The sequence below is a fragment of the Domibacillus iocasae genome (assembly GCF_001750285.1).
GTDB classification, from domain to species: domain Bacteria; phylum Bacillota; class Bacilli; order Bacillales; family Domibacillaceae; genus Domibacillus; species Domibacillus iocasae.
Genome location: NZ_MAMP01000022.1, coordinates 349,519 through 373,164, shown reverse-complemented (window position 1 = coordinate 373,164; position 23,646 = coordinate 349,519). Strand labels below are relative to the sequence as shown.

The following is a 23,646-nucleotide window of genomic DNA, read 5'->3' as shown; positions in this document are numbered from 1 at the left end:
CTCGAATTAGGAAAGCGGAAGGCGCCCGCTGATCGGCGACCAGCATAAGACGTGCACTGGCGGAGGCGCTTTTTGCCTCCAGAAGGGCTTGGCTTATGAACGCGAGCCAATGGCGCCTGAAGCTGGACAACATCCAAAACCATATACTTTCTCTCTTCTGAATTAAAGAAAGCCCCGCCGCGTGCGGCAGGGCTTCAGGTCATCTTTACACTTCTTCACAGTGCTGATCGAAAAGTGTTTGCAGATGTTCAACGACAGACATCGGGTGATGTCCTTCAATTTCATGGCGTTCCACCATGGCCTGAACCTGTCCATCTTTAATTAATGCAAAAGATGGTGAGGATGGCGGATAGCCTGTGAAAAAGCTGCGTGCCTGTGCTGTCGCATCTTTATCCTGCCCTGCGAACACAGTTACTAAACGATCCGGGCGCTTATCATAATGAATGGCGTGGGCCGCTGCGGGGCGTGCAATACCGCCAGCGCAGCCACAGACAGAATTCACCATCACAAGTGTTGTTCCTTTTTCGTTTAATACTGTATCGACTTCTTCGGGTGTTGTAAGTTCTGTATAACCAGCCGCTTTAATTTCATCGCGTGCTTGACGAACAACATCGTTCATTAAAAAATTAAAATCCATTCCCATTGTTATTCTCTCCTTCTATGATTAGTAGCTTAATCATAAGGGAAAAAACCGTTTATTTCAATAAAAGGGATTGGCCATTTTTTAAGAACAGGTGAAAAGATTGTTTATTTTTAAAAAATACGGGGTATATTAATAAGGCAACTGGATCCATACCCCTAAACTCCCTGTATTGGCCAGCCGGATTTTATTCGGCTGGTTCTTTTTTTATTTTGTATGCTTAAATACTTCTTCAAATAGTTTTTCTGCTGCCTTGGCAGACGTTACAGCACCATCCATCGCTTTGTTCTCCCAATCCGCAAGATGTTTTTTGACGTACGGATGACGATAAAAATATTGATTCATCTGCTCACTAATTAATGTGTGTACCCAGTCCTTCGCCTGGCTACGCCGGCGTTCTGCCATAACCCCTGATGCTTCTGTCAAAGACTGAAACGTTTTAATCACGTTCCATATGTCGTCGATCCCATCATTTTTTAACGCGGAACATGTAAATGCTTTTGACTGCCATCCTTTTGTCGATGGTTTCAGCATGTGCAAAAATTGATCGTAGTCTTTTTTTGTTTTTTCCGCAGGCAGCTTGTTTTCTCCGTCCGCTTTGTTGACCACAACGGCATCTGCCAGCTCCATAATCCCCTTCTTCATCCCTTGAAGGTCGTCACCCGCTCCTGTCAGGGCAATCAGCATGAAAAAATCAACCATTCCTCTAACAATAAATTCACTTTGGCCTACACCAACTGTCTCAATTAAAATAACATCATAACCAGCCGCTTCACATAACAGCATCGTTTCACGTGTTTTCCGATGAACACCGCCGAGTGTGCCACCGGAAGGAGAAGGACGAATAAACGCGTTCGAGTGCCTGGAAAGCTGTTCCATTCTCGTTTTATCTCCTAAAATCGAGCCTCCTGAAACCGACGAACTTGGATCGATTGCCAAAACGGCGACCCGGTGGCCCTGTTCACATAACATCAGTCCAAACGATTCGATAAAGGTGCTTTTCCCAGCACCCGGTACACCAGTAATGCCAATTCGAATTGCTCGCCCTGTTCGCTTCAGCAGCGATTGAAGCAGCTCCTGTCCATAGCTGTAATGGACGGGAGAATTGCTTTCAATATACGTAATCGCTTTTGCCAGTTCATTCATTGAGCCGTTTGTTATACCTGTGACAATTGCCGCTAAATCCGGCGGCTGGCCGGCTTTTTTTCGAAACATCCTGCGGGGCGGTGCCGTCATGCCATCATGAGAACCGTCCACGCCTTTTCGCACATGCATGTTTTCATCGGTCATTCCACCACTTCCTCGTAGCCAAGACGCTCATACACCTTTTCCAAGATTACTTGTGCAGAAACCGGAATTACTGTGCCCGGTCCAAAAATAGCAGCGGCACCATGTTTTTTTAAAAATTCATAATCCTGTGCCGGGATCACACCGCCGACAAATACGACAATGTCTTCGCGTCCGCGTTTTTGCAGCTCTTCCACAAGAGCCGGCAGCAGCGTTTTATGTCCTGCCGCAAGGGAACTGAACCCGACAGCATGCACATCGTTTTCTACCGCCTGCTTCGCCGTTTCCTCTGGCGTTTGAAACAGCGGACCGATGTCAACGTCAAATCCAAGATCCGCATAAGCTGTCGCAATCACTTTTGCTCCCCGGTCATGTCCGTCCTGGCCCATTTTCGCGACCAATATACGCGGCCGTCGTCCTTCCTGCTCTTCAAATTCAGCCGTCATTTGCTGAACGGTTTCAATTTGTTCAGCATCAGAAAAGTTCGAACTGTATACACCACTCACGGAACGAATCACCGCCTTATGTCTGCCGCTGACTGCTTCAACGGCGTCAGAAATTTCCCCTAGTGTCGCCCGCAGCCTCGCTGCTTCAATAGCCAGTTCAAGCAGGTTTTCTTCTCCTGACTCGACAGAAGCTGTAATCGCGTCAAGTGCTGCTTTTACTTTTTCTTCATCACGGCTTTTACGCACACGTTTAATGCGTTCAATTTGCTTCAATCGAACGGCTGTGTTGTCAATATCCAAAATATCGATCGGATCTTCTTTTTGGAGACGGAACTTGTTCATCCCGATAATCACTTCTTCACCGGAATCGATTTTCGCTTGCCGGCGTGCCGCTGCTTCCTCAATTTTCATTTTCGGAAGCCCTGTTTCAATCGCTTTTGTCATGCCGCCGAGTGATTCAATTTCTTCAATATGTGCCCAAGCGCGCTCCATTAATTCATTCGTCAGAGCTTCAACGTAATAAGAGCCGCCCCACGGATCGATGACATTTGTTATGCCCGTTTCCTCCTGCAAAAAAAGCTGTGTATTCCGGGCAATCCGTGCCGAGAAATCGGTCGGCAGAGCAATCGCTTCATCAAGTGCATTCGTATGAAGCGACTGCGTGTGGCCCATTGCCGCAGCATGTGCTTCAATCAATGTGCGTGTCACATTGTTAAACGGGTCCTGCTCCGTTAAACTCCATCCTGATGTTTGCGAATGGGTGCGCAGTGCGAGCGATTTTTGATTTTTCGGTTCAAATGGCTTGATCAGCTGCGCCCAAATCCGGCGGGCGGCGCGCATTTTTGCCACTTCCATAAAGTAATTCATGCCAATCGCCCAGAAAAACGACAGGCGCGGCGCAAACGAATCAATATCAATTCCGGCAGCGAGACCTGTTCGGACATATTCAAGTCCATCAGCCAGCGTATATGCAAGCTCCAAATCAGCCGGCGCACCCGCTTCCTGCATATGATAACCGGAAATTGAAATCGAGTTGAATTTCGGCATATGTTGAGATGTGTATTCAAAAATATCAGCAATAATCCGCATCGATGTTTCAGGAGGATAAATGTACGTATTGCGCACCATATATTCTTTTAAAATGTCATTTTGAATCGTTCCGGCAAGCTGTTCTTTTGACACACCCTGCTCCTCTGCACTGACAATGTAAAAAGCCATGATCGGCAAAACGGCGCCATTCATCGTCATCGAAACCGACATTTGATCCAGTGGAATGCCGTCAAATAAAATATTGGTATCTTCAACGGAATCAATGGCCACCCCTGCTTTACCGACATCCCCGACAACGCGCGGATGATCGGAATCATAGCCGCGGTGCGTCGGCAGATCAAAAGCGACCGACAGCCCTTTCTGCCCCATCGCTAAATTACGGCGGTAAAATGCGTTGCTTTCTTCCGCTGTTGAAAAACCGGCATATTGACGAATCGTCCACGGACGTGACACATACATTGTCGGGTAAGGGCCACGGGTAAACGGCACCACGCCGGGAAAGTCCTCGATGTGAGCTAATCCCTCTGTATCTTTTTCTGTGTAAAGCGCTTTTAGCCGAATGGATTCATTCGTTTCAAAGGACAAATCCTCGTAAGATTGCTTTGCATCCCGCTCTGCTTTTTTTCGCTCGTTTTCTCCCGACGTTTTCGGTGAGCCGTTAAATGGATTCATGTCTTTTAATGTCATTTCACGCCACCTCCTTTATACAGTAAAAGCATGTCTGTTAATTTTTTGACGATATCGTCTCCTGCTGCGATTCGGCCGTCGATCCCAGCCATATTCCATGTTCCGGCAATGTCAACCACAGCACCACCTGCCGCTTCTTTAAATTGCAGCCCAAATTCTTCCCCAACCTGTTCATATAATTCATCGGGTCCACAAATACAGTAGTATGGGAGCGGGTGGCGTTCCATAAATTGAATGGCTTCTTCTATGGTTTTACAGCTTTCGGAACGAATGGTTTCGATGCCCGCCACAGCCAGCACACCGGCGACGTAATCAGCACGTGGTTTATGTTTTTTTAACTCGCCCAGACAAATTAGCCCCGCCGCAACAGACTGTTCAGTTTGTCTGAGCTGCATGGAAGCAAGACGAAGCGCTTCAAACGGTTCTGCCATTCTTTTTTGTTCAAGCGGCTCAATCGGTGTTCCTTTAAAAGTAGGTTTTGTCTTTTCATTTTTCAAGTGGGCAATCTGTTCTTCAGGATTTGCATATATATTCGTCCCAATCATCTGCTGGCGCCGCGTCGCGATATGCTGTTCTTTTTTCGACTTAACAGCCGCAATGTCTTTTTGAATCACTCCGGAGAGGAGAGCCTGCTTAATGCCGCCTGCTTCTTCCATATCGGCAAATACATCCCATGCCCGCCGGCCAATTTCTTCTGTGAGCGCTTCAATGTAATAAGAACCGCCGCCCGGGTCCATCACTTTATCGAGCAGTGCTTCATGCTTTAAAAGCCTTGAAATGTTGCAGGCTATTCGTTTTGAGAGTTCTGTTGTGCTGCCCGCCACTTCATCAAACGGCTTGACAGTCAAATAATCAATGTTTCCGATGACAGCTGAAAAAGCGGCACTCCCTATCCGTAAAATATTGACATGGGGGTCCAGCACAGACAGCATTGCGTCGCTTGTTTCAACACTCAGCTTCGGCTTGGCATGTTCACTCAGGTTATACGCGCTCATAAATGTGGACCAAAGGGTACGGAATGCGCGAATTTTAGCCAATTCGGTAAAAAAAACGGGCCCTGCGGCAAAATGAATAACACATTTTACAGCAGCTTCATTTTTGTTTTCTGCCATCCCAATAAGGTAAGCAGCTTCGGAAAGCGCCAGTGCCAGCTCCTGAACGGCATTTGCTCCCGCTAAGTGATATGGAACGGTATTAATCGTGATCGTTTCTTGCTTATGTATTTCTGAAAAAACGGAATCCGCTGGAAATATCCCCGCTGCTGCTCCTGCAGAGATCGGATCAACGCCCATCTTTATATCCGTTTTTGGAAAAGCTGGGTCGGGTTGAAATCCCCTTGTAAAAGGTTTTTCGCCTGGTAAAGATAAAACCGTTTTTCGGTCTTCTTTTGTGTATAAAGGCTTTAGTTCAATTCCTTCCGCCGTTTTTGTTTTCAGCTTTGATAAAGGATTCCCCTTTAACGACGCCTCCGCAGCTGATGTCCAGTCTGCGAATGAAACCGGCGGAAATGTCTGATTTTTCAAGATCCCCCACCCCTTTTCTTTGAAATCGGTTACAAAAAAATCCAGTAAAATGGATTTCTTTTTTTATTATAATAGAAAGGGGTGGTATGAAGCAATGGACTTTGGTCAAAACGTGAAAAATTATTGTCCCCATGCTATTCTATTACTAGCTCATTTTTCCAATGAAGTGAGCCAATTTTAAATCAGGAGAGAGATTATGAAAAAATTACTTAGCCTGCTCGGAATTGCCATTTTCAGCCTTGGTACGGTCGTGTCTGCGGATAGCGCACCAGGCGATGTCATTGTAACGCTCGGTGAGAACTTAACACCGGCACAAAAAGAGCAGCTGCTTGAAGAAATGGACGTACCGGCAGAGGTTGAAACGATTACGGTATCCAATGCGGAAGAACATCAATATTTAGGGGACTATATTCCAAAAGCACAAATTGGCACAAAGGCGCTTTCCTCAAGCAAAATCACAACGGCTGAATCAGGGTCTGGATTAAATGTGGAAACGAAAAATATTACATGGGTATCAAAAGAAATGTATACAAATGCGCTGACAACGGCAAGTGTAAAAGATGCGGATATTTACATTACTGCTCCATCTAATGTATCCGGCACAGCAGCGTTAACAGGGATTATTAAAGCGTACGAAACGACAACTGGTGAAGCCATTCCAGAAGAGCAAAAACAAGTCGCTAATGAAGAAATGGTCACAACAGCACAGCTCGGTGAGGACATTGGGCAGGAAGAAGCGACCAACTTAATTGAGCGGATTAAAGAAGAAGTGGCAGCACAAAACCCGCAGACTGTTCAGGAAATTCAAGTGATTATTAATAATATTTCCAACGAACTGAATATTACACTAACAGATGCGCAAGTGGATCAGCTGGCTTCTCTTTTCGATAAAATGAAAGACTTGAATATAAATTGGGATCAGGTCAATTCACAAATTGATAAAGCGAAAGAACAGTGGGACAGCTTCAAAAGCTCAGAAGAAGGGCAGGGCTTTTTCCAGTCCATTATTGACTTTTTACAATCGATCGTTGATGGCATTGCCGGATTATTTAAATAAAAAATGAGGCTGTCCTATAAACCAGGCACATCTGGGTTTTGAGGACAGCCTTTTATTATTCACTCTTTCACGCTAATGCCGGAATATTAGACTTTAACGCCGGAAAATGGTTTTTTTCGGCACAATCAGAAATATATCGGCACTAGCTCATAATAAGCTAGCATACCGAATGCTTTTGGGATATCTCTACTTTTTATTGTTCAGCTTCAAGCGCCCTCTAGGCCTACATCATGCATGTCACAAAATGTGCTTTTAGCTTTGATCCATTAAAAGATACAGCTCAATCCTTCTGGAGGCAAAAAGCACCTCCGCGAGGGTTCGTCTTATTTGCCTTTGATAAGCGGACACCCTTGCGCTTTTCTTAATAAACGGACATTGTTTCTTCGGATGCCGATTCCAGTAATTCTTTCACCCGCTGCATGAACCGGCCGCAAATAAGGCCGTCAAGCACGCGATGGTCGAGTGATAAACATAAATTCACCATATCTCGAACTGCGATCATTCCATCGATAATAACCGGCCGTTTAACAATCGATTCCACTTGTAAAATAGCTGCCTGCGGATAATTAATAATTCCCATCGACTGGACAGAACCGAACGACCCAGTATTATTCACAGTAAACGTTCCACCGCTTACATCTGCTGTTGTGAGCGTGCCGGAACGCGCTTTTCCCGCCAGATCGTTCACTTCTTTTGCGATGCCTTTAATGGACTTGTCGTCTGCCTGTTTCACAACCGGCACGAACAATTTATCATCCGCTGCAACGGCAATGGAAATGTTGATATCTTTTTTACGGACGATATGATCACCCGCCCACATCGCATTCATTTCCGGAAATTCTTTCAGCGCCCGGGCAACAGCCTTGACGAAAAAAGCAAAATACGTGACATTGTAGCCTTCCGCTTTTTTAAATGAGTCTTTAATTGAATCGCGGTACCGGACAAGATTTGTCACATCCACTTCAATCATCATCCAGGCATGCGGCACTTCCTGTTTTGTTCTTACCATATTTGCCGCAACAGTTTGTTTAATACCGTCGATTGGCACAATGATGTCACCGCTGTCTGCTTTTAGGTTATCGGTTTTTACAGCACTTGCCTCTGAAACAGACTGTGCTTTTGAATGGGCTTCGTCAATGAGCGCCTGCACATCTTTCCGTGTAATACGCCCGCCTTTTCCAGTACCCGTTACTTTCGCTAAGTCAATATGATGAAGCTGTGATAATTTCAAGACCGCAGGCGAATATCGGCCGCTTTGATCTTCTGGCGCTTTTTCAAACACTGGTTTTTCTTTTGTTTCTTTCGGCGTCGTTATATCTGCAGATCCTTCTATTTCGATCGTGCAAATAACGTCTCCAACAGCCATTTTCTCATCTTCGTTTGCTAAAATCTCTTTTATGGTACCGGTAAAAGAAGATGGAATATCCGCTGTTACTTTGTCTGTCAGCACTTCTGCGATCGGGTCGTATTTATTGACGTGATCACCCGGTGCGACAAGCCATTTCGTAATCGTTCCTTCCGTCACACTTTCACCAAGCTGCGGCATTTTCACCTGTTGAATTGCCATGCCGTGCCTCCTTTTCTCTGTTAAAATTCAGCGAGATCGCGCATCGCATTCTCTACTTTTTCAGGACTCATCATAAAATATTTTTCCATTGGCAGTGCATACGGCATTGCCGGCACGTCCGGACCTGCAAGCCGCTGGACCGGTGCATCCAGATCAAACAAGCAATGCTCTGCAATAATCGCGGCAACTTCGCTCATTACGCTTCCTTCTTTGTTGTCTTCTGTGACAAGGAGCACTTTGCCCGTTTTTGAAGCCGATTCGATAATCGTTTCTTTATCAAGCGGGTAAACCGTCCGAAGATCTACTATCTCCGCATTTATTCCTTCTTGCGCAAGTTTTTCTGAGGCCTGCAGTGCAAAATGAACACAAAGGCCATAGGTGATCACCGTGATGTCTTCTCCTTTGCGCTTTACATCCGCTTTGCCGATTGGCAGCACATAGTCATCATCCGGCACTTCTCCTTTAATGGAGCGATACGCTTTTTTATGCTCGAAAAACAATACCGGGTCTTCATCCCGAATAGCGGCTTTCAAAAGTCCCTTTACATCATATGGCGTTGATGGCATCACAATTTTCAGGCCTGGCTGATTAGCAAATATCGCTTCAACCGACTGAGAATGATACAATGCCCCATGAATGCCTCCTCCGTATGGGGCGCGGATGACAATCGGACAATGCCAATCATTGTTTGACCGGTACCGGATGCGAGCCGCCTCTGAAATAATTTGATTGACTGCCGGCATGATAAAATCTGCAAATTGCATTTCGGCGACCGGCCGCTTTCCGACCATTGCTGCACCGATGGCAACCCCGGCAATAGCTGATTCTGCAAGAGGTGTATCAAGGACCCGATCTTCACCAAATTGCGCATAAAGTCCTTCTGTCGCTTTAAAAACACCGCCTTTTTTTCCAACGTCTTCTCCGAGAACAAACACTTGTTGATCTCGCTCCATTTCCTCACGCAGTGCCATCGTGACTGCTTCGATATACGAAATAACGGCCATTATTCCCCTGCCCCCTGTTCTGATTCGGCATATACAAAGTGAAGAGCTGATTCAGGACTTGCATAAGGCGCTTGTTCCGCGTATTCTGTCGCCTCATTAATCATTGCTGCTATCTCTTTCTCCAGCTCTTCTTCCCGCTCATCTGTGAGCAGTCCCGCTTCTTTGACATATGATCGAAATGAAATAAGCGGATCCTGCTCCTTTGCCCCGCTCACTTCCTCCGCCGCCCGGTAAGAGCGGTCATCATCATCAGATGTATGGGGAGTGAGCCGATAGGTCAACGTTTCAATCAATGACGGCCCTTCGCCGCGCCGCGCTCGATCAGCGGCTTCTTTTACGCATTGATATACAGCAATCGGATCATTTCCGTCGATCGTATAACCCGGCATGCCATAGCCTGCCGCCCGGTCAGAAACACGGGGAGAAGCCACTTGTTTATCATATGGGACGGAAATCGCATACTGGTTATTTTCACACATAAACAGAACCGGCAGCTTATGCACACCCGCAAAGTTAGCTCCTTCATGAAAATCTCCTTGATTTGAGGAACCTTCACCAAAAGTAACAAGCGAGACAATCGGTTTTTGATCCATTTTAGCAGCAAGCGCAATGCCAACTGCATGGGGAACTTGCGTTGTTACAGGCGATGAGCCGGTCACAATCCTGTTTTTCTTTTGTCCAAAATGTCCCGGCATTTGCCGGCCTCCTGAATTTGGATCTTCTGCTTTTGCAAATGCGGCAAGCATTAAGTCTTTCACTGTCATGCCAAATGCGAGCACGACTCCAAAATCGCGATAATACGGCAATATGTAATCCTGCTCCCGATTCAACGCAAAAGCGGCACCGATTTGAGCTGCTTCCTGTCCTTGTCCGGAAACGACAAACGGAATTTTGCCTGATCGGTTTAACAGCCACATTCTTTCATCTAAACGGCGTGTAAGAAGCATCGTTTCATACATACCGACGACAGCTTCATCCGTTAATCCTGCTTGTTTATGTTTATGTTCCATTACACTTGCTCCTTTCAAAAGTGTATCGCCTTTCCGCTCATCATAAGAGCCGCTTCACCAACGGCTTCTGATAAAGATGGATGTGGGTGAATCATTGTTCCGAGTTCCCACCCTGATGCATGCAGCATGCGGGCAAGTGCTGCTTCCGAAATGAGCTCCGTTGCGTGCGGACCGATAATATGCACTCCTAGTACATCATCCGTCCGGGCATCTGACACCACTTTTACAAAGCCCTCCGTTTCCCCGTATACGAGTGCTTTCCCAATAGCCTGAAACGGAAATTTGCCCGTTTTAACTTCGATCCCCTCCAAGACGGCCTGCCGCTCGGTTATGCCGACACTTGCCGCTTCTGGGTAAGCGTACATACAGCGGGGAACAAATGAATAATCAACCGGATCACTGGCCTTTCCAGCAATATGTTCAACAGCTGTCGTTCCTTCATAAGAAGCCACATGCGCAAGTTGAAGACCGCCAACGACATCTCCAATGGCATAAATGTGCGATTCATTTGTCTGCATCCACTCATTGACCTGGATAACACCATTTTCAACCTTAATTTCTGTGTTCTCAAGTCCAATTTGTTCGGTGTTCGCTGTGCGTCCAGCAGCCACGAGTAGTTTTTCCGCCGAATAAATCTCTCCTGCAGTTGTCTGAACAGAGACGGTGCTGGATTCTTTTTTAAGCATTTCCGGCTTAATCTCTGCATTCACAACAATCTGAATCCGTCGTTTTATAAGCTGACGTGCCATTTCTTTTGATATCTCTTCATCTTCAAATGGCAAAATTCGGTTTCCATATTCAAGAATAGTCACTTTACTGCCAAGATCCGCCAGCATGGATGCCCATTCAACTCCGATAACACCGCCGCCCACAATGATAATGGATGCGGGAATTTTTTTCAGTTCGAGTGCTTCGTTTGAAGATAAAATCATCTCTCCATCCGGTTCTAAGCCAGTAAGAGTTTTTGGACGCGATCCTGTGGCAATGATGACATGTTTCGGTATAAGCATGACATTTTCAGTGCCGTCGTTCATTTGCACCGAAATGGTTCCGGCAATTGGTGAAAATAAAGAAGGACCCATTAATCGCCCGGTTCCTTCATACACATCAATTTTCCCTTTTTTCATAAGCGACTGCACGCCGTTATACAATGTATGTACGATATTTTCTTTTCTTTCCTGAACACGGGAAAAATGAAGCTCCGCTTTGTTTGCTTCGATTCCAAATGCCGCAGATTCTTTCACCGTCCGGTACACTTCCGCACTTCTAAGCAGCGCTTTTGTTGGAATGCACCCTTTATGCAGGCATGTACCGCCCAATTTGTCCTGTTCAACAATAGCCGTTTTTAATCCAAGCTGCGATGCACGGATGGCTGCGGTGTAGCCGCCAATCCCCCCACCTACAATAACAAGGTCATATGCTGTCGCCATATATTTTTCGCTCCCTTATTTATAATTCCTTTATCATTGTATACAGTTTTTAAAACTATGTCATGTAATAAGGTGTGTTTTTATCTATTTTTTCTCCTTGCGTACAGTTCTTGACAAATAAAGCGGTTGCGCTATGATGTGTGATAGAAGATTTTTTGAAAGAAGGGTTTAGTGAATGATCCGGATTATCGCACTGCTCATTCTTGTCATCCCCGGTTTTTTGGCAGGAGTTGGGATTAAATTAATGCGAGACATGTTATTTGGTATTTTACAGCCGCCGTTCCCAGCTCTATGGATGCAGTTTATTGCCGGATTGCTTCTATTCATTGGCGGTCTTGGCTTTGTCGCCGGCTTTATTTTCAGGCGGGACCGCAAACAAAATAAAGTTCAGCCAAAATTTCAAGATAAGAAGTAAAAGCGATCTCAAAACGAGATCGCTTTTTGTTTAAGAATCCATGTATTCAATCCGAAGCTTGTCTGCAGCCATCTCATTAAATTCTGAATTTGCAGGTTTCATTCTGAAGGCCGCTCTGTTAATATAGGCGTTTTATGTACACATATTCAATTATTTGCATAACTCTTTATCGTTTTTTTACCTGGCAGTTTACCGCCCATGGCTCGTCGTCTTGATTGTAACGAATCTCCTGTTAGACCGCAAGTTATTTGGAATGTGAAATTTCGACACTGTGGAGTTGATGTTATCGTTGTTTTTAGCTATATATTATAGAAGAAAAACTTCTAGAACGTATCCTGTTTGGGAGCTATATAAGTTGAACAAAGATTCTTACACAGCAATATGCTCAACGTCGTTTTTTTCATAATTATCTGCATACAGTAAACATCCATACAAGAAACAGACAGTCCGCTTGCTCCACCTGTACGGACATGACCGATTACTTGTGGTTCTTAATTAGTTTATTGATTTGAATTTTGCACATTATGTTTTTTATACTTTACTCAATACAATATCGATCCTTTTGACTTCTTTTATGGCCGCTTCAAGCAAATAGGCACATGCGTTCCAACTGATAAAGAGACGGACAAAATTCCTTTAAAGCCAAATTTTTCGGCATAATCACTTCAGCAATATGTCATCTTTTGCTTGGGCAAACGTTGACCTTTTTCTTTAAAATCTCTGTTTATCCGATTTCGTTAAACAAAAAAAAGCCCCCTTTGCGATAAAGAGGTACGCTTTAATTCACCGTGAGCCTGCCGCATATTTAACGGCTCGCTTCGGCAGCTTATCGGCTATAAAGTTGTACGGTGTCTTGACGGTGCCAGGACAGCGTTAAGAAGCCATATATTCAATCCGGAGCTTGTCCGCCACCATGGCGATGAATTCACTGTTCGTAGGTTTTGCTTTAGAAACTGAAACCGTATAGCCGAACAGGGCAGCAATAGACTCCATATTGCCACGGCTCCAGGCGACTTCGATAGCGTGGCGGATCGCCCGCTCTACTCTGCTTGGAGTCGTATTATACTTTCTGGCGATTTCTGGATAAAGAACTTTCGTAATCGAGCCAAGCAGCTCGATGTCATTGAATACCATTGTAATCGCTTCTCGCAAATATAAATATCCTTTTATATGAGCTGGTACGCCTATTTCGTGAATAACGGCCGTAATGCTGGCATCGATATTTTTCTTCTGTTTTTTTGGCTCTTCTTTTCGTTCCATATGGCGCATCGGCTGATCGGCTCCAGCCACTTGACGGATTTGACTGACGAGGCTCTCCATATCAAACGGCTTTAGCATAAAGTAAGAAGCACCTAATTCAACTGCTTTTTTCGTGACATCCTCTTGCCCGAAAGCGGTCAGCATAATGACGTGCGGCTGTTTTTGTCCGCTTGTCCGAAGCCGTTCGAGAACTGCCAGCCCATCCATATGGGGCATAATAATATCTAAAATTAATACGTCTGCCTCTGCTTCCGGCAGCATCGTCAAACATTCCTGACCATTTAGGGCCGTTCCAACGATCGTCATATCTTCTTGGCTTGTTATTACTTCTTCAAGCAGCTGCACGAGCTGCCGATTATCATCTGCAATTGCTACCTTTATTTCAGTCAAATTGTTTCCTCCTCATTCCTGTATCCTTAAGGTTATTCTAATGGTTTTTTCGACAAAGCGAAATGGATTCCTTTAAAAAATTCAAAATATTTATTTTACATGTTTTTTTGTCATTTTTCGACTTTTTTCTTAATAATTTTCGTCAAAAAAAGAGCGCAACTGCGCTCTATAACAATCCTGCATCTTTTAACATCCAATCAATGTGCACACCATATCCGGAGAGTGGGTCATTTACAAAAACATGCGTGACCGCTCCAATTACACGTCCATTTTGTAAAATCGGGCTGCCGCTCATCCCTTGAACGATTCCCCCCGTTTTCTTAATGAGCCGAGGGTCAGTCATTTTAATAATCATTCCTTTAACTGCTGGTTTCGTCTGCTGAATAGTCCGGATAACGGAAATATTATATTTTTCAATTCGATTGTCTTCTGTTACAGTCCAAATTTGCGCTGGACCTTCCTGCACTTCATCCGGGTGGGCTGCTGGATAAATTTTAGCCCCATCCATATCACGTTCAAGCCGTCCGAACAAACCGAATGGTGTATTCGATGTCACGTTTCCCCATTTTTCTTCTGTCGGAATGTCAGCGGTTTTTTCCCCTGGAACCCCTTCCGCTGCTTTTTTAATGCCGGTAACGCGTGCTGGGTACAGTGTGCCTTTTATAGGAGCAAATGGCTTACCGGACTGCAGGTCACTAATCACATGACCGAGTGCTCCGAATTTTTTTGATTTCGGTTCATAAAAGGTTAACGTCCCTATGCCAGCTGTTTTATTTTTAATGTATAAGCCAAGTTTAGAAATATTTGTCCCTGAATCTTTAACCGGTTTTACGGAAAGATCCAGCGTCTTCTTGCCACGCAGTACTGTAAGTTTCACGGATGTTCGCTGTTCCGCCGCTTTTTGCACGTATGGACGGATCGCTTGCGGTTCTGTTACTTTATGGTTATTTACCCGCGTGATCACATCTCCCGGCAAAAGACCCGCCGCTTCCCCTGGGGAAATGCGTTCCGTATCGGTTTCAATGAAATGAAACCCAACTACGTAAAGCCCTTTTGTTTCAAGCTGGACCCCGACTGATTGACCACCTGGCACTACAAAAATTCGTTCCTGCTGTTCCTGCACCGGCGGAAAGCCTGCTGACTGCAGCAGTTCTGTTTCCGTTTGTGCTGCCTGAATGGACGCCCCGCCTGCAGTCCACATCGTAAAGAAAAGAAAAAATGAAAAAAGCCCCCGGTTCAATACCGCCATACCACTCCCTCCTTTTCATCTTGCTCTGTTACTTTGTCCGGAGGGGGGGGTTATTATAACGGTAATTAGGGGGCTAGATGGATGGCATTTCAAACAGCCGAATGTTTCAATTTTGCGGATAAAGAAAGCAGCTCTCTGGCATGCTCCTTTGTTAAGTCAGTCATTTCCACACCGGAAATCATCCGCCCAATTTCAGCCGCTTTTTCTTCTTCACTGAGAGGGGTCACGGTTGTACTTGTCCGTGCGCCTTCGAGGTTTTTTTGAATATATAAATGGGTATCGGCCATGGCGGCTACTTGTGGTAAGTGAGAAATGCACAGCACTTGTGAGTGGACGGCAATTTTATAAATTTTTTCACCAATGGCCTGAGCAACCCGCCCACTGACACCTGTATCCACTTCATCAAAAATAATCGATGTAACGCCTTGATGACGTGAAAAAATCGTTTTCATCGCAAGCATAACCCGTGACATTTCACCGCCGGATGCAATTTTCACAAGCGGCTTTAATGGTTCTCCTGGATTTGTTGTCATGTAAAATTCAATTTGATCCATGCCGTCTTTTTTAAACTGCCCTGATTCATTTTGAATATTCACATTAAAAACGGTTTTTTCCATATAAAGCTCTTTTAACTCCCGGTGAATCGCTTTTTCAAGCTGGGCTGCTGCCTCACTGCGAAGAACAGACAGTTTTTTCCCTTCCGCCTCGACGTCGAATTCTGCCTCTTCCAATTCTTTTTGAAGCCGGTTAACATGTGTATCGCGGTGTGTGAGCTGATCAATTTCTTCGGCAATCGACGCGCCATATTGCAAAATCTCATCAATCGTTGCGCCATATTTGCGCTTAAGCTGGCTGATTTCATTGAGGCGGCTTTGGATCTCGTTGAGGCGTTCCGGATTAAATTCAAGTGTATCCAGTAAAGAACTTACATCGCGAACCGTATCTTCAAGGACGTAAAAGCTATTTGCAGCTGACTCGTGAAGCGATTTATATTCTTCATTAATCTCCGCTGCAGACTCAAGGCCGTTAATACTCAAGCCAAGCCAGTCCAATGCTTTTCCATCACCGGATAACGCGTTGTACGCTTCAGATAAAGCACCATACAATTTCTCAAAGTTCGCCAGCTGCTGGCGTTCCGCTTCAAGCTTTTCTTCTTCTCCGGACACCAATGCCGCTTTTTCGATTTCATTCAGCTGAAATTGAATTAAATCAAGCCTGTGTGCCAAATGCTGGTCATTTTCACTTAAACGGCGGATTTCCGACTGCAAATAAGCATAGCGGCCATATACTTCTTCATACTGCCCTCTAGCTTTTAAAATTGATGCACCGCCAAAATCATCCAGCAGCCGAATATGACTTGCGGCGTTCATTAATTCCTGATGTTCATGCTGTCCATGAATATCCATGAGCCGGGCACCAATTTCCCGTAAAATAGACAATGTAACCATTTTTCCATTTATCCGGCACACGCTTTTGCCTGCTGCTGAAATTTCCCGCCGCAAAATAATCGCTTCCTCATCCACATCGATGCCAAACTCCCGGCAGATCGGTACACATGGGTGACCCTTATGAATGGCAAACATCCCTTCAATCTCAGCTTTTTTTTCGCCATGGCGGACAAATTCACCAGATCCCCTTCCACCCGTTAATAGCTGGAGTGCATCAATGATAATTGATTTCCCTGCACCCGTTTCACCTGTCAATACGGTCAATCCCCGTTCAAATGAAAGAGCAAGGGAATCAATAATGGCAAAATGGCGAATTGATAATTCCTGAAGCACAATCGGTCACATCCTTATTAAAGCATTTCTAAAAAGCGGGTCGATACGAGGTCAGTCTGTTCCGGTGCCCGGCAAATAAGCAGGCACGTATCATCGCCGCAAATTGTCCCCATAATTTCTTCCCAATCAAGGTTATCAATAAGTGCCCCAACTGCCTGCGCATTACCCGGCAATGTTTTCATGACAACAAAATGACCGGCCGAATCAATGCTCACAAAACAATCTACGAGAGACCGTTTTAATTTTTGCAATGGATTAAAGCGCTGGTCCGCGGGCAAGCTGTATTTATAACGTCCATCCATTAAGGGAACTTTCACAAGATGGAGCTCTTTAATATCACGCGAAATGGTCGCCTGCGTTACATTGTAGCCAGCTTCACGCAGCAAATCGACAAGTTCATCCTGTGTTTCAATTTCATTATTTGCAATCATTTCTCTAATTTTTATATGTCGCTGTCCTTTATTCATATCGTTCACCTCATAATGTATAATTATACTTGTTTATACATTACCATACTGTATATACAATGAAAAGTATAGAAAAAGCGGCACGTTTCCATTTTATATATACGGAATCGGCCGCTTTTTTAAGCTAAGACGGTTAGCTTTTTTGGTTGAATTCTTCATGAGCTGCTGCCACAGCCTGTTCTGATGTAATTGGCAGCTTAATGTTCCCGCCATTTGCTTCTCCGGGCCAGCGAATATGCAGCAAAAATTCAATGTTGCCGTCGCCGCCTGTAATAGGTGAATGCGATACATTTACTACATCATACCCAAGTGTGGATGCAAGCTGGATAATTTTTTCAATAACAGCCTGATGAACCGCACGGTCACGCACAATTCCTTTTTTGCCGACTTGTTCACGCCCCGCCTCAAATTGCGGCTTTACAAGCGCCATAACATCCGCTCCCGGGACAAGAAGCGTTTTTAAGACCGGCAAAATAAGTGACAGGGAAATAAATGATACATCAATTACAGCAAAATCAGGCATGCCGCGTTCCAAATCTGCTGGCGTCACGTAGCGGAAATTGGTCCGCTCCATGACAACAACGCGCTCATCCTGGCGAAGCTTCCATGCCAGCTGATTGTATCCAACGTCCAATGCATAAGACATTTTGGCACCATTTTGAAGTGCACAATCCGTGAACCCGCCCGTTGATGCACCGATATCAATTAATATTTTGTCCTGAACGGTTAGATCAAATACACGCAACGCTTTTTCAAGCTTTAATCCCCCGCGGCTCACATATGGCATCGTTTTTCCTTTTATCTCAAGCGGCGCATCGACTGGAATTTTTTCTCCTGGCTTGTCGATCCGCTCTTCATTGGAATAAACAATTCCGGCCATAACAGCACGCTTTGCTTTTTCACGTGTTTCGATTAATCCTTTTTCTACAAGGAGCACGTCAATTCGTTCTTTTTTGGCCATCTTTATGCACGTTCCTCTTGCTTTTCCCGAACGAGAGCTGTTAGTTTACGAACCGCCTCTTCCTTCGTTAAGTGAATGTCTTCAAGCAGCATTGTCACACTGCCATGCTCAATAAACTGATCTGGAATCCCCATTCGGTCAATGACTGCGCCATGATGCCCTGATTCATGCGCATATTCCAGAACCGCGCTGCCGAATCCACCTTCAAGCACAGCTTCTTCGATTGTTAAAATCGGCATGTTCTGGGTAAATAGCTCGTTCAACATCGCGCGATCAAGCGGCTTAATAAAGCGGGCATTCACCACTTTTACACTCATACCGCGGGCTTCAAGCTCTTCTGCTGCTTCAAGCGCCATCGGAATGGTTGTCCCAAACGTTAAAACAGCCGCATCTGTTCCTTCTTTTATTACTTCCCATGAACCAATTGGAATGACACCAAGCTGCGGGTCTATGTCAACACCAAGTCCATTGCCCCGCGGAAAACGCATCGCGATAGGACCCGAGTCATACTGAATCGCGGTGTTGACCATGTGGCGTCCTTCATTTTCATCTTTCGGCATCATTAAAACCATATTCGGCAAGTGGCGAAGAAACGCAATATCGAACACACCTTGATGTGTCTCACCATCTGCTCCCACGAGTCCAGAACGGTCAATACCGATAAAAACATTTAAATTCGGGCGGCAAATGTCATGCACAACCTGGTCATATGCGCGCTGCAAAAATGTCGAATAAATAGCCAAAAACGGCTTCATGCCTTGTGTGGCCAGTCCGGCAGCCACAGTTGCAGCATGCTGTTCAGCGATGCCGACGTCAAACATCCGGTCGGGAAACTCGCTAGCGAATCCAAGAAGTTTTGAGCCAACCGGCATAGCTGGGGTAATCGCCACCACACGCTCGTCTGTCCGGGCAATTTCACGTACGGTTTCACTCACAACCGCACTCCACGCAGGGGGCTCGTTTTTCGCTTTAATCATGTCTCCTGTGTCCATTTTATATGGACCTGTTCCATGCCACGAACCGATTGTATCCGTTTCAGCAGGCTTGTACCCTTTTCCTTTTTTCGTAATCACATGAACGAGCACCGGGCCTTCTGTCCGTTTCGCCTGCTCCATACTTTTGATTAAATCATCAAAATTATGTCCATCAATCGGACCGAGATACGTAAAGCCAAATTCTTCAAAAAACATACCGGGAACAAACATGTACTTTAAACTGTCTTTCATCCGTTCTGCTGTTGAAGCGACTTTGCCGCCTACGGCCGGAATCCGCTTTAATAGAAGCTCTAAATCATCTTTCAGCTTATTATATTTGCCGCCTGTTCTCATTCTTCCAAGCATATTGTGCATTGCACCTACATTTGGGGCAATCGACATTTCGTTGTCGTTTAAAATGACGATCATATTCGTTTTTTCATGGCCGATATGATTAAGTGCCTCTAGTGCCATTCCCCCTGTGAGCGCACCGTCTCCGATGACCGGAACAATATGGTCGCCTGATTTTTTCAAGTCACGGGCAATCGCCATGCCCATTGCAGCGGATAATGATGTTGAACTATGCCCAGTCTCCCATACATCGTGTTCGCTTTCATTCATTTTTGGAAATCCACATAGTCCTTTGTATTGGCGCAGCGTATCAAATTTACCCGCACGGCCGGTTAAGATTTTATGAACATAGGACTGGTGCCCGACATCAAATAAAAATTTGTCTTTTGGGCTGGTAAAGCAGTGATGGAGAGCAACAGTTAACTCGACAACCCCAAGGTTGGGGCCGATATGCCCGCCTGTTACCGACAATTTTTCAATGAGAAATTTACGGATTTCAGAACTTAGCTGCTCCATTTCATGCACATTCATTTTTTTCACAAAAGATGGGTCTTTAATGGATAATAGATCCAAGTGGATCAGCTCACTTTCCTGACTGTTTCAGTTTTAGTTAAAATGTACCGTTATTATAGCACACGCCAATTGGCGCTAACAATTTCCGGCATTTTACGACGTCCGTTTCGCAATTACATCGGCAAACGCTTCTAAAAGGGGTGCCGGCCTTTTTAATAAAGCAATTGCGTCGTGAGCACCTTGCAGCTCTTCAGACAACTTTTGTTTTGCGCCATCCATTGTCAATAAAACCGGATACGTACTTTTTTCATTTGACTCGTCGCTGCCGACCGGCTTACCAATTTCTTCTTCCGTTCCTTCCACGTCTAAAATATCATCACGAATTTGAAAAGCCAGACCGATATGACGCGCATATGTTTCAAGCAGCGCTGTTTCCGCTTTATCTGCACCGCCAATGAGCGCACCAGCCATAACACTGAATGCCAGCAGGCGGCCTGTTTTATGATGATGAATATATTCAAGCTCAGCAAGAGAGAGCGTTTTTTTCTCACCTTCCATATCAGCAGCCTGACCGCCTACCATACCCGCTGGACCTGCCGCCACTGACAGCATACGGATTAATTGGACGGCTTGCTCCGGCGAATACACATCGGAACGGGCAATGATTTCAAATGCATATGTCAACAGAGCGTCGCCTGCCAAGATGGCTGTTGCTTCCCCAAACAATTTATGATTGGTCGGCTTCCCGCGACGCAAATCATCATTGTCCATTGCCGGCAAATCATCATGAATTAACGAGTATGTATGGATCATCTCCAGGGCGCAGGCAGCATCGAGTCCTTTCTCCGCTTTTTGTCCATACGTTTCAAGTGCTGCAAACAAGAGCATTGGCCGAATCCGTTTCCCTCCCGCTTTTAATGAATACGCCATCGCTTCTTTCAATTCATTCGGCGCCTGTAATTCATTTACATATCCGAGCATATACGGTTCGAATATCTGCAGCTTTTCGTCCATATATTTTTTCATATCCGTCACGCGTCTTCACCGTCCAAACGAAATGGCTGATCTCCATCGCTTGTGACCAGCTTAGCCAGTTCTGTTTCGGCTTTTTTTAATTTGCTGTGGCATAAAGCGGACAATTCCATTCCGCGCTTATATTCTTCAAGTGCTTCTTCCAGCGGCACGTCACCTTCTTCCAGACGCGCAGTGATTTTTTCCAGTTCGTCCATTGCCTGTTCAAAGCTTACATTTTCAGCTTTCATCTTTTTCCCCTCCAATTAAGCCGACATGTGCATAAATCGTGCCATCTGTCATCTGCACACGAATGCGGTCTCCTTTTTCTACCTCTTGGACTGTTTTTATCAATGTTTCGTTATCACTGTATACAAGGCTGTACCCTCTTTCCATCACTTTTAATGGACTGAGGGCATCAAGCATAGCGACATTTTGCTGAAAAGCCGATTTTTTTTCATTCACAGCTGACTGGGTCAGCCAGTGCAAGCGTTTTTTTATTTTTTCAAGCTGTGCCGATTCGAATTCAATGCGTGGACCGGGACCCATTCTTGAGAGCCGGAACGATGCATGCTGCACAGCTGTTTTTTTTCGATCGACCAATGATTTTGTCTGACGAATAAGCTGTTCGTGCAGCCGGTCTGCCCGCTCAAATTGCTGCCTGTAAAGCGCTTGTGGATTACGCATTACGTAGGCGTTTAAAATAGCCTGATGCCGGTTTCTTGACGAACGGATTTTTTCTGAAGCAGCCCGCATGAGGCGGTTTTCTTTCGTCTTAATTCGTTCTGATACTTCTTCAATGTGCGGAACTGCCATTTCTGCTGCTGCAGTTGGGGTCGGTGCCCGTAAATCCGCCGCAAAATCAGCAATCGTAAAATCGGTTTCGTGTCCCACTGCAGAGATCACCGGTATCTTTGAAGAACGGATCGCCCGGGCAACTGCTTCTTCATTAAAGGCCCATAGCTCTTCTATTGAACCGCCGCCGCGTCCGGCAATCACAACATCCGCACGCCCGTCTCCATTGATTTTTTGCAGCTGGCTCACAATCGATGCGGCAGCGCGATCTCCTTGGACAAGCGCCGGATAAATGAGCACTTCCGCAGAAGGATAACGGCGGTTAATCGTCGTTAAAATATCGCGAATCGCTGCACCGGTTGGCGAAGTTACCACCGCAATAGAAGAGGGATAAGCAGGAATAGGGCGCTTAACATCTGTGCGAAACAGCCCTTCCTGCTCAAGTTTCTTTTTCAGCTGTTCAAATGCAGCAAACAAATTGCCGGCTCCATCCTGCTGCATTGTTTTTACATACATTTGATATTGACCGCTTGATTCATATATGGTCACGTCTCCCGTCAAGATGACTTCCATGCCATTTTCAGGACGAAATGTTAAAGACTTTGCAGAAGCAGCAAACATCACTGACATGATACGTGCGCTGTCGTCTTTCAGCGTAAAATACAGGTGCCCGCTCGAATGATGCTTCACGTTGGACAACTCGCCCTTTACAGCCATATTTTTCAAATGCGGATCCGCATCAAATTTTCTCTTTATGTATTTCGTTAACGCTTTAACGGTCAAATGCCGATTTGGCTCCATCTCTGTTCACCTTTTTCTTCACAAGAAATGCGCAAGGCGCTTTATGTTCATAAAAAAACTGTCTTTCCGATTATAACACGATCGAAAAGACAGTTTCATTCATCTACTATGAATTTATTTCGCTGCGAATGCTTTTGCTGATTTCACTGTGTTGTAAAGAAGCATTGTAATGGTCATCGGACCAACACCGCCTGGTACCGGTGTAATAGCACCCGCTGTTTCTTTCGCACTGTTAAAGTCCACATCACCGCACAGCTTACCTTCTTCATTTCGATTAATGCCGACATCAATAACAACTGCGCCTGGCTTTATGTGTTCTGCTGTTACATAATTGGCAATGCCTACTGCCGCAATCACAACATCTGCCTGACGCGTGATCGATGGCAAGTCTTTCGTACGGGAATGACAAATCGTGACCGTTGCGTTGTTCATTAATGAAAGCAATGCAGCCGGTTTGCCGACAATATTGCTTCGTCCAATGACAACAACGTGCTTGCCTTCAAGCGAAATATTTTCTTTTTCCAGCATTTTCATGATACCATATGGCGTGCATGAATAAAACGTATCTTTACCGATTGCCATCTTCCCGACGTTTACTGGATGAAAGCCGTCTACATCTTTTTCAGGCGCAATCGCATCGATCACCTTGTCTTCAGAAATATGCTTCGGAAGCGGCAGCTGAACAAGAATACCGTGAATGCTTTCATCGTTATTCAGTTCCTCCACTTTTTGCAAAAGTGCTTCTTCCGTTAGCTCAGCCCCAAAGCGGTGAACTTCCGAATGAATGCCAATTTCTTTGCTGCTTTTTTCCTTACTGTTTACGTACGTATGAGAGGCAGGATCATCGCCAACGATTACGACTGCAAGCCCTGGTGTTGTGCCGGATGCTTTCAGCGCATCAATTTCTTCTTTTAGTTCTGCACGAATATCTTTCGCAATTGCTTTTCCGTCAATAATAGCTGCTGTCATGAAAAAAA

At 45.3% G+C, this 23,646-nt stretch carries 20 protein-coding genes; 2 read left to right on the top strand and 18 right to left on the bottom strand.

Translation table 11 applies throughout. The features are described 5' to 3' along the window. Nucleotides 1-205: 205 nt before the first annotated feature. The 4 genes from BA724_RS12675 to BA724_RS12660 form a co-directional block, all read right to left on the bottom strand. Nucleotides 206-643 (bottom strand): BrxA/BrxB family bacilliredoxin, encoded by a 438-nt coding sequence (locus BA724_RS12675; protein ID WP_069939019.1) that lies wholly within the window; start codon nucleotides 641-643, stop codon nucleotides 206-208. A gap of 204 nt (nucleotides 644-847) precedes the next feature. Continuing rightward, on the bottom strand, nucleotides 848-1,930 hold the full coding sequence (meaB, locus tag BA724_RS12670; protein ID WP_069939018.1) for a methylmalonyl Co-A mutase-associated GTPase MeaB: 1,083 nt from the start codon (nucleotides 1,928-1,930) through the stop codon (nucleotides 848-850). Next, complete coding sequence (gene scpA / locus BA724_RS12665) at nucleotides 1,927-4,110, bottom strand: methylmalonyl-CoA mutase (protein WP_069939017.1); 2,184 nt, start codon at nucleotides 4,108-4,110, stop codon at nucleotides 1,927-1,929. Before scpA ends, meaB begins: the two co-directional genes overlap by 4 nt. Next, complete coding sequence (locus BA724_RS12660; RefSeq protein WP_069939016.1) at nucleotides 4,107-5,633, bottom strand: methylmalonyl-CoA mutase family protein; 1,527 nt, start codon at nucleotides 5,631-5,633, stop codon at nucleotides 4,107-4,109. The genes scpA and BA724_RS12660 overlap by 4 nt, the downstream gene beginning before the upstream one ends. Nucleotides 5,634-5,826: 193 nt before the next feature. Here BA724_RS12660 and BA724_RS12655 point away from each other — a divergent pair, with 193 nt between their 5' ends. Beyond that, a complete protein-coding gene (locus BA724_RS12655) occupies nucleotides 5,827-6,690 on the top strand; it encodes a DUF1002 domain-containing protein (protein WP_141719937.1) in 864 nt (287 codons plus the stop codon). A gap of 361 nt (nucleotides 6,691-7,051) precedes the next feature. Here the strand turns inward: BA724_RS12655 and BA724_RS12650 are convergent, their stop codons facing one another. The 4 genes from BA724_RS12650 to lpdA are packed head-to-tail and all read right to left on the bottom strand — an operon-like array spanning nucleotide 7,052 to nucleotide 11,701. After that, complete coding sequence (locus BA724_RS12650; RefSeq protein WP_069939014.1) at nucleotides 7,052-8,257, bottom strand: dihydrolipoamide acetyltransferase family protein; 1,206 nt, start codon at nucleotides 8,255-8,257, stop codon at nucleotides 7,052-7,054. Between the two features lie 20 nt (nucleotides 8,258-8,277). Next, nucleotides 8,278-9,261: an alpha-ketoacid dehydrogenase subunit beta gene (locus tag BA724_RS12645; protein ID WP_069939013.1), complete on the bottom strand. Its 984-nt coding sequence runs from the start codon at nucleotides 9,259-9,261 to the stop codon at nucleotides 8,278-8,280. Beyond that, entirely contained in the window at nucleotides 9,261-10,271 is a 1,011-nt protein-coding gene (locus BA724_RS12640) for a thiamine pyrophosphate-dependent dehydrogenase E1 component subunit alpha (protein WP_069939012.1), read from the bottom strand. The genes BA724_RS12645 and BA724_RS12640 overlap by 1 nt, the downstream gene beginning before the upstream one ends. Nucleotides 10,272-10,285: 14 nt before the next feature. Further along, nucleotides 10,286-11,701, bottom strand: a complete 1,416-nt coding sequence (gene lpdA / locus BA724_RS12635; protein ID WP_069939011.1) for a dihydrolipoyl dehydrogenase — start codon at nucleotides 11,699-11,701, stop codon at nucleotides 10,286-10,288. Nucleotides 11,702-11,876: 175 nt separating this feature from the next. Between lpdA and BA724_RS12630 the strand changes: the two genes are divergently transcribed. Beyond that, nucleotides 11,877-12,116, top strand: coding sequence for a DUF2627 domain-containing protein (locus tag BA724_RS12630; RefSeq protein ID WP_046180432.1), 240 nt, complete (start codon nucleotides 11,877-11,879; stop codon nucleotides 12,114-12,116). A gap of 873 nt (nucleotides 12,117-12,989) precedes the next feature. On the opposite strand, the gene spo0A is transcribed toward BA724_RS12630, so the two are convergent. The 10 genes from spo0A to folD all read right to left on the bottom strand — a co-directional run bounded on the left by spo0A (nucleotide 12,990) and on the right by folD (nucleotide 23,638). Continuing rightward, nucleotides 12,990-13,766: a sporulation transcription factor Spo0A gene (gene spo0A / locus BA724_RS12625; RefSeq protein ID WP_069939010.1), complete on the bottom strand. Its 777-nt coding sequence runs from the start codon at nucleotides 13,764-13,766 to the stop codon at nucleotides 12,990-12,992. Nucleotides 13,767-13,932: 166 nt separating this feature from the next. Beyond that, nucleotides 13,933-15,015, bottom strand: a complete 1,083-nt coding sequence (gene spoIVB, locus BA724_RS12620) for a SpoIVB peptidase (RefSeq protein ID WP_069939009.1) — start codon at nucleotides 15,013-15,015, stop codon at nucleotides 13,933-13,935. Nucleotides 15,016-15,104: 89 nt separating this feature from the next. Beyond that, nucleotides 15,105-16,796: a DNA repair protein RecN gene (recN, locus tag BA724_RS12615; RefSeq protein WP_069939008.1), complete on the bottom strand. Its 1,692-nt coding sequence runs from the start codon at nucleotides 16,794-16,796 to the stop codon at nucleotides 15,105-15,107. Nucleotides 16,797-16,813: 17 nt separating this feature from the next. Continuing rightward, nucleotides 16,814-17,263, bottom strand: a complete 450-nt coding sequence (gene ahrC, locus BA724_RS12610) for a transcriptional regulator AhrC/ArgR (protein ID WP_069939007.1) — start codon at nucleotides 17,261-17,263, stop codon at nucleotides 16,814-16,816. A gap of 133 nt (nucleotides 17,264-17,396) precedes the next feature. Further along, nucleotides 17,397-18,224, bottom strand: a complete 828-nt coding sequence (locus BA724_RS12605; protein WP_069939006.1) for a TlyA family RNA methyltransferase — start codon at nucleotides 18,222-18,224, stop codon at nucleotides 17,397-17,399. 2 nt (nucleotides 18,225-18,226) lie between these two features. Beyond that, nucleotides 18,227-20,122: a 1-deoxy-D-xylulose-5-phosphate synthase gene (gene dxs, locus BA724_RS12600; protein ID WP_069939005.1), complete on the bottom strand. Its 1,896-nt coding sequence runs from the start codon at nucleotides 20,120-20,122 to the stop codon at nucleotides 18,227-18,229. Between the two features lie 93 nt (nucleotides 20,123-20,215). Next, nucleotides 20,216-21,088, bottom strand: coding sequence for a polyprenyl synthetase family protein (locus BA724_RS12595; RefSeq protein ID WP_069939253.1), 873 nt, complete (start codon nucleotides 21,086-21,088; stop codon nucleotides 20,216-20,218). 5 nt (nucleotides 21,089-21,093) lie between these two features. Next, nucleotides 21,094-21,324 (bottom strand): exodeoxyribonuclease VII small subunit, encoded by a 231-nt coding sequence (xseB, locus tag BA724_RS12590; RefSeq protein ID WP_069939004.1) that lies wholly within the window; start codon nucleotides 21,322-21,324, stop codon nucleotides 21,094-21,096. After that, nucleotides 21,314-22,669, bottom strand: a complete 1,356-nt coding sequence (gene xseA, locus BA724_RS12585) for an exodeoxyribonuclease VII large subunit (protein WP_069939003.1) — start codon at nucleotides 22,667-22,669, stop codon at nucleotides 21,314-21,316. Before xseA ends, xseB begins: the two co-directional genes overlap by 11 nt. A gap of 114 nt (nucleotides 22,670-22,783) precedes the next feature. Then, nucleotides 22,784-23,638: a bifunctional methylenetetrahydrofolate dehydrogenase/methenyltetrahydrofolate cyclohydrolase FolD gene (gene folD / locus BA724_RS12580; RefSeq protein ID WP_069939002.1), complete on the bottom strand. Its 855-nt coding sequence runs from the start codon at nucleotides 23,636-23,638 to the stop codon at nucleotides 22,784-22,786. Between the last annotated feature and the right edge of the window lie 8 nt (nucleotides 23,639-23,646).